The sequence below is a fragment of the Microcella sp. genome (genome assembly GCF_033763155.1).
Taxonomy (GTDB): Bacteria; Actinomycetota; Actinomycetes; order Actinomycetales; family Microbacteriaceae; genus Microcella.
In genome coordinates this window covers 1-7,059 of the sequence record NZ_JANRKZ010000047.1, presented here as the reverse complement: position 1 = coordinate 7,059, position 7,059 = coordinate 1, and the positions used below count along the sequence as shown (strand labels likewise).

Sequence of the window (7,059 nt, the reverse complement as noted above, 5' to 3'; positions counted from 1 at the left end):
GCGCCCGCTGCCCCAGAATCCGCGCAAATTCAGCCTTATCGTCGACAGCGCGCACGAAAATCAGGGTACAAACCCACGATCACGCAGGAATGCGTCGTGGGATGCCGCATGACCGGACAAAAATCTTTGTCGCGGTCAGTCCTCGCGCTACGCGTGCGCGATCACAACCCACGCAATCCGCCACTGGCGGCCCAGCTTCCCGCACCGGGGGAAATCTGTCCGCGCATGGCGCGAGCGCTCAGGCGCCACCGATCAACGGGCGGCTCGAGCAATTCCGCTCCCCGTGCCGCCTGCTCGGCAAGCACGGCGATGATGACCGAGTGGGCCGCGGCGAGTTCGTCGTCGGTGGGGTTGCCTGCCACGATCCGCATGCGTGCGGCAGGAGCATCCGTCGCCTCGTCTGCCGTGCTCACAGCGGAATGTTTCCGTGCTTCTTCGGCGGAAGGCTCGCGCGCTTGCCCTTCAGGGCACGAAGAGCCTTGATGATTGCTACACGGGTCGCCGCCGGCTCAATGATGCCGTCAAGCTCGCCGCGTTCGGCAGCCAAGAACGGGCTCGCCACGTTGTAGGTGTATTCGTTGGCCAAGCGTGTGCGCACCGCGGCGACATCTTCGCCCGCCGCCTCGGCGGCCTTGATCTGGTCGCGATACAGGATGTTCACCGCACCCTGCCCGCCCATGACGGCGATTTCGGCCGTGGGCCACGCCAGGTTCATGTCGGCCCCGAGTTGCTTCGACCCCATGACGATGTACGCGCCACCGTAGGCCTTGCGCGTGATGACGGTCACGAGGGGGACGGTGGCTTCGGCGTAGGCGTAGAGCAGCTTGGCGCCGCGGCGAATAACGCCCGTCCACTCTTGGTCGGTGCCGGGCAGGTAGCCGGGAACGTCGACGAGGGTGAGGATCGGAATCGAGAACGCGTCGCAGAAGCGCACGAAGCGGCTGGCCTTCTCGCCGGCGTCGATGTTGAGCGTGCCGGCCATCGCGTTGGGCTGGTTGGCGATGACACCCACGCTGCGTCCTTCGACGCGCGCAAAGCCAATGACGATGTTGGGCGCGAACAGCGGCTGCACTTCGAGGAACGAGCCCTCGTCAACGACGTGGTCGATGATGTCGATGACGTCGTAGGGCTGGTTGGGGCTGTCGGGAATCATCGTGTTGAGCTTGCGGTCGACATCGGTGATCTCGAGTTCGGCCGATGCTTCGTATTGCGGCAGTTCGGCCAGGTTGTTGTCGGGCAGGTAGCTCAACAACGCCCGCGCATAGTCGAAGGCATCGTTCTCGTCGCTCGCGAGGTAGTGCGAAACACCCGAGGTGCGGTTGTGCGTGAGTGCACCGCCGAGTTCTTCCATGCCGACGTCTTCGCCCGTGACGGTCTTGATGACGTCGGGGCCGGTGACGAACATCTGGCTGGTCTTGTCGACCATGATGACGAAGTCGGTGAGGGCGGGGGAGTACACGGCGCCACCGGCCGCGGGGCCACAGATGATCGAGATCTGCGGGATAACACCGCTCGCGGCCGTGTTGCGGCGGAAGATCTCGCCGTACTTGCCCAGGGCGACGACGCCCTCTTGAATGCGAGCTCCACCCGAGTCGAGAATGCCGATGATCGGCACGCCCGTCTTGAGCGCGAGCTCCATGACCTTGATGATCTTCTCGCCGGCGACCTCGCCGAGCGAGCCACCGAAGATGGTGAAGTCTTGGCTATAGACGGCGACCTGGCGGCCGTGCACGGTGCCCGTGCCGGTCACAACGGCGTCACCGTAGGGGCGCTTGGCATCCATGCCAAAAGCGTGGGTGCGGTGGCGCACGAATTCGTCGAGCTCCACGAAGCTGCCGTGGTCGAGCAGCGTGTCGATGCGCTCGCGGGCGGTCATCTTGCCCTTGGCATGCTGCTTCTCGATGGCGGCTTCGCCGCTCGCGGTGACGGCCTCGTGATACCGCACCTTCAGATCGGCAATCTTGCCGGCGGTCGTCGAGAGGTCGGGGGCAGTAGGGGTGGGCGCACTCGTGTCGGTCACCGTGTCAGCCTATCGACAGCACCCCGCCCCGTGCCGTTGGAGAACATCAACAGAGATGGCGTGCGCACCTGGTGCCCGACCGAGTGTCGCTCGACTGCCATTCGCTCGTCGGTCACGCATTGTGCACCTGCCGTTGGCTCTCGCTTCGTAGCGTCAACGCGAAGAGTGGATGGAGTCGGGGTGTCGAACGAGATCAGCGCGTGGGTTGAATCGCCCCTGCAATTGCTGGGTGCGCTTGAGCACGCCGCCCTCTCGCGCGCGGCGGGCAACGACGCTGCCATCACAATCGTTCCGCGCGGTGGCGATGCGCAACTCGAGCACACAGCGAGCCACCTCGCCGACCGCGCGCTGGCCCTTCCCGCTGTCAGGGCACGAATTGCCCTCGACGTGCGCATGATTCCTGCCGCGCGTTTCGCCGCCGACACCGCCTGGGTCATCGGTGACGCGTTCTCGGGCCAAGTGCAGGCTCGCCTCGACCGCGCAGAGCCGAGCACCATCACCATCGTTGATGACGGAGCGATCACGCGTCTGCTTGCCCGACAGCTCGTTCATGATGCACCTCTTGTTCGACCACGCGCCCCCCGCCTGCTGGGCGCCTTGCGCCGTGAACTCGCATCGCGCACGACCCGCCGTCTTCGCGCGCTTGCGAACGACGGTCGGTTGTCGGTGACGACGTATCTGCCCGACGACGACGAGGCGGTCGCGCAGTTGCGGCAGATCGGTGCCACCGTGATAACCCACCACTTTGACGTCACTCGATTGCTGGGTGAACGTGCCGTCAGCGTTCCGCGCGGCGCGCGTATCGTGCTCGGAACGGCCCACGTCGCCGATGGATTGACGGATGCGGGTGCCGAACTGCAGCGCATCGCCACGCTCGCGCGTTCGGGTGCTGTGGCCTACCTTCCTCACCGTCGGGAGCCTGCGTGGTTTGTGACTGCCGTCGGTCGCCTGCCCGAGACCACTGTTGTCACGGCGTCACTGCCGATCGAACTCGCCTTGGCGGGATCAGAGCGCGCGCTCGAGATCATCACCGCTGCCTCGACCGCTGCGGAGACGCTGCCGATCGTGTTGCGCGGAACAGGGTCGACAGTGTCTCCCGAACCGCGCGTGCGTGAGGTCGCGTCGTGACGGCCGAGGTTGTCGCGATCATCCCGGCTCGCGGCGGTTCGGTCGGCATCCCTCGCAAGAACCTGCAGCTCGTCGGAGGCGAGTCGTTGGTGGCGCGAGCCGTGCGGAGCGCGCGGGGTGCGGCGAGCATCCACCGCGTCATTGTGTCTACGGACGATGACGAGATTGCTGCCGAGGCGCGTCGGGCGGGGGCCTTTGTCGTCGAACGTCCCGCGGCCCTGGCCACCTCGACGGCCAGTTCGGAGTCAGCGCTGACGCACGCCATCGCAACTCTCGATCAATCGCCCTCGATCGTTGTCATGCTGCAAGCGACCTCCCCGTTCATCGATACGCGCGACCTCGACGCGGCGGTTTCGCGCGTGATCGCGGCCGAAGCCGATGTGGTCTTTGCCGCGGTGGCGACCCCGGTGTTCTTATGGCGTCCCTCCGTGCACGGTGGCGTTGGCTGGGAAGGCGTCAATCACGACGCGGCCGTGCGCCTGCGCCGCCAAGATCTACCGCCGCAGGTTGCCGAAACGGGTGCCTTCTATGTCCTTCGCGCTGAGGGATACCTGGCCGTTGGGCATCGCTTTTTCGGCCGTGTTGAGCCACAGCTTGTCGACGAGCGCTTTGCCGTTGATATCGACACCGAGTTCGAACTCGAGATTGCGCGAGCACTCGCTGGCGTACATGGCGGTTCGCGCGTGGTCAACGCCGAGCCGAAAACAGAGGAGTCACTGTCATGACTGTGTCTATTGCATCCCGCCTCATTGGCGACGATCACCCCGTGTACGTGATCGGTGAGATCGGTCTCAACCACAACGGTGATGTCGAGCTGGCCATGCGGTTGATCGACGTCGCAGCCGAGGCCGGCGCCGACGCCGTCAAGTTTCAAAAGCGAACGCCGGAAATTGCCACGCCCGAGCACATGCGCGACACAATGCGCGAAACGCCGTGGGGAACCATGACCTACCTCGACTACCGATATCGCGTCGAGTTCAGCGCCGAGCAGTACCGTCAAATTGGTGCCTACGCCGCGTCGCGAGGTCTCGACTGGTTCGCGTCACCGTGGGACGTTCCGAGCGTTGACGTGCTCGAAGAGCTGGACGTTGTCGCCCACAAGATCGCCTCGGCATCGGTCACCGACATCGAGCTCCTTCAGCGCGTTGCCGCCACCGGCAAGCCGGTCATCTTGTCGACCGGCATGTCGACTCTGGAAGAAATTGATCGCGCTGTCGAGACGCTTGGCACGGATCGCTTGATCATGCTGCACGCGACCTCGACCTACCCGATGCCGGCAGAAGAGGCCAACTTGCGGACGATCGCGACCCTGCGCGACCGCTATGCCGGCGTTCCCATCGGATACTCGGGTCACGAACGCGGGCTACAGATCAGCCTCGCCGCTGTCGCGCTGGGTGCCCGCGTGGTTGAGCGGCACATCACCCTCGACCGCACGATGTGGGGCTCTGACCACGCCGCGTCTCTCGAGCCGCAAGGTTTTGAGCACTTGGTGCGCGACATCAGAATCATCGAGTCGGCTCTGGGCGACGGAGTCAAGCGTGTGTTTCCCGGCGAAGAAGCGCCCAAGGCAAAGCTGCGTCGCGTTCTCGCGTGATTGTCGTCGCCCTCACCGACTCCGACTCGTACCTCAAGTGGGGTGCGGCGACGCTCGATCGCGTCGTGCCGCACGATGAGCGCCACATCATCGTTGTTGCCAACCCCGTGATGCCGAGCCCCACTCAGCGCGCCGCGGCCCTCGCGACCACAACATGGGCGGGCCGTGACGCAGATGTTCTGTCGGCGGATGAGGCAGTCGAGCGCGTGCGGGTGCTGGGCGCGGATGCCGTACTCGTCGCCATGCGGGGGCCGACGGCCGCCCTGCTCTTGGCGATGCTTGCCGAACTGCCGCGGCGGCCGGTGTTGTGGTCGGGCATCCCGGGCATCGCTCTGCCCGCCCGCCGAAAGGCGCTGGTCTACCGCGCCCAGGCTGATCTGATGATCGTGCACTCGCATCATGAGCGTGAAGCGTTTCGTGCCCTTGACCGCGTCGAGGGAATGCAGCACCAGTTCGCGTTGACGAGCCTGCCCTTTCTCGATCGGCGCCCGAGTGTGGGCGACGACATCGTCTTTGCCGCGCAAGCATTGGTTCCGGCAACGCGGGTACAACGGCGGCATCTCGTCGCCGCGCTCGTGGCAACCGCTGAAACGCACCCTGAGCGTCGGGTCGTGCTAAAAGTTCGCGCGCAAGCGGGCGAGAAGCAAACGCATGATGAGCGGTGGCCCCTCGATTCGCTGTTGCCGTCGGTCGTTCCGAGCAACCTCGTCGTTCAGCCCGGCCCCATGACCGCTGTACTTGATCGAGCGGGCGGAGTCGCCTCGGTGAGTTCGACGGCCCTGATTGAAGCGGTCGCGCGAGGCATTCCGGCACTCGTGCTGGGTGACTACGGCGTGAGTGACGAGCAGCTCAATGGCATCTTTGAGTCGAGCGGTCTCATCGGATCGACGCGAGACCTCGAGGCGGGGCGCTTCTTCGAGGTTGATGCGACGTGGGCACATCGCAACTATCTTCACGACGCGGGCGACGATGACGCCCATGCGATGCTTGCGGCGACGGTCGAGCAGCACGCGAACGCGCCGATTGTTGCTCGCAGTGCTCGCCGGTCAACAACGGGTGGCCGACTTCGTCGGGCGTGGGATCGTCGAACGGCGTTAGGCCGGCACGACGGGCGTGCGTGGGGAACTGTCGCGCTTGCCGTCGGTGTTCCGGCCCGCGCCCTCGTGCGTGCCGCTCGTAAGCTCAAGGCGTGACCGAATCGCTTCCCGTTGTTGCAATGCCGCTCAGCCGGGCCATCTGCCCGTCGTTGGAGTGGCGCGAACAGAGTGCGTCGACCAACACCGAGCTGGTCGCGAATGCCCCGCAGTTGCCCGACCTCGCCGTCATCGCGACCGACAACCAAACGGCGGGGCGTGGTCGGCTCGATCGGGTGTGGTCGGCCGCACCCGGGGCGGCTCTCGCCGTCTCGGTGCTCGTGCGTCACGATGCATCGGGCAATGTCGAGCCACGGCTGCTCGGCTGGCTTCCGCTGTTGGCCGGGGTGGCGATGACGCGCGCCGTGCGGTCGCTGGGAGCCGACTCGATCGGTCTCAAGTGGCCCAATGACGTTCTCGCCGTGACGAGCGAGGGTGAGCGCAAACTCAGCGGAATTCTGACCGAGCTCACCACCGACGGCGTCGTCATTGGCGCGGGGCTGAATCTGACGATGTCGCACGCCGACCTGCCGGTGCCGACCGCAACATCCCTCGCCCTTATGGGGGTGCCGACGGATGCTGCGCTCACCGACCGCGCCCTCGCGGCCTATCTGCGCGAGCTCACGGCCCTCGTGGCGCAGTGGCGCGCAACTCCCCAGACGCGCGCGCTCGCCGCCATCGTCGAGCCCGAGCTGCACACGCTCGGCCGAGCGGTACGGATTGACCGGCCGGGCCTGCCCGTGCTTCTCGGCACGGCCGTTGGTCTTGATGACGACGGGCGATTGCTCGTGCGTTCGGCTGATGCAATCGACCCCGTCATCGCCGTGGCGGCAGGCGACGTGACGCATCTGCGATATGAATAGGGCATGACGGGCGAGAACCGCGTGCCGGAGCGGGCGATCGCGCGTGTGCGTCCGCACGCGCGAACGCTCACGTGGCCCGCGATCGCTCTGTTTGTCGTGGTCGGAGTGGGCACCTATGCCGCTCTCGTGCTCGACGAGTTGTGGCAAAGCCTCGCGGTGCTGGCCGGGGCGATATCGGCGGTCACTCTGCTGTGGGTTCTTCCCCTCCTGCGCTGGCTGAGCACGCAGTACCTCATCACGACACGTCGGGTGGTGTTGCGCAGCGGCCTTTTCGTCCGCACGCGACATGAAGTGCTGTTGAGCCGCAGCTACGACGTGACC

8 protein-coding genes are annotated in these 7,059 nt (G+C 65.7%); 6 read left to right on the top strand and 2 right to left on the bottom strand.

The features are described 5' to 3' along the window. Nucleotides 1-161: 161 nt before the first annotated feature. Together SFU54_RS02075 and SFU54_RS02070 are read right to left on the bottom strand one after the other, a co-directional pair. Complete coding sequence (locus SFU54_RS02075) at nt 162-413, bottom strand: acyl-CoA carboxylase subunit epsilon (protein WP_319014659.1); 252 nt, start codon at nt 411-413, stop codon at nt 162-164. Then, nucleotides 410-2,020, bottom strand: coding sequence for an acyl-CoA carboxylase subunit beta (locus tag SFU54_RS02070; RefSeq protein WP_319014658.1), 1,611 nt, complete (start codon nt 2,018-2,020; stop codon nt 410-412). Before SFU54_RS02070 ends, SFU54_RS02075 begins: the two co-directional genes overlap by 4 nt. 180 nt (nt 2,021-2,200) lie before the next feature. Here SFU54_RS02070 and SFU54_RS02065 point away from each other — a divergent pair, with 180 nt between their 5' ends. From SFU54_RS02065 to SFU54_RS02040, 6 genes are all read left to right on the top strand, one after another. Continuing rightward, nucleotides 2,201-3,148: a hypothetical protein gene (locus SFU54_RS02065; RefSeq protein ID WP_319014657.1), complete on the top strand. Its 948-nt coding sequence runs from the start codon at nt 2,201-2,203 to the stop codon at nt 3,146-3,148. After that, entirely contained in the window at nt 3,145-3,873 is a 729-nt protein-coding gene (locus SFU54_RS02060; RefSeq protein WP_319014656.1) for an acylneuraminate cytidylyltransferase family protein, read from the top strand. Before SFU54_RS02065 ends, SFU54_RS02060 begins: the two co-directional genes overlap by 4 nt. Continuing rightward, nucleotides 3,870-4,742, top strand: coding sequence for an N-acetylneuraminate synthase family protein (locus SFU54_RS02055; protein ID WP_319014655.1), 873 nt, complete (start codon nt 3,870-3,872; stop codon nt 4,740-4,742). Before SFU54_RS02060 ends, SFU54_RS02055 begins: the two co-directional genes overlap by 4 nt. Further along, the gene (locus SFU54_RS02050; RefSeq protein WP_319014654.1) at nt 4,739-5,935 is read left to right on the top strand and encodes a DUF6716 putative glycosyltransferase; all 1,197 of its coding nucleotides are present in this window, start codon (nt 4,739-4,741) and stop codon (nt 5,933-5,935) included. Before SFU54_RS02055 ends, SFU54_RS02050 begins: the two co-directional genes overlap by 4 nt. Further along, nucleotides 5,932-6,738 (top strand): biotin--[acetyl-CoA-carboxylase] ligase, encoded by an 807-nt coding sequence (locus SFU54_RS02045; RefSeq protein ID WP_319014653.1) that lies wholly within the window; start codon nt 5,932-5,934, stop codon nt 6,736-6,738. Before SFU54_RS02050 ends, SFU54_RS02045 begins: the two co-directional genes overlap by 4 nt. Nucleotides 6,739-6,741: 3 nt before the next feature. Continuing rightward, a partial coding sequence (locus SFU54_RS02040) for a PH domain-containing protein (RefSeq protein ID WP_319014652.1) occupies nt 6,742-7,059 on the top strand: 318 nt, incomplete at its 3' end.

Bases quoted from the DNA above. Each gene is read 5' to 3' on its own strand.
- SFU54_RS02055 (WP_319014655.1), top strand. From the start codon at position 3,870: ATGACTGTGTCTATTGCATCCCGCCTCATTGGCGACGATCACCCCGTG.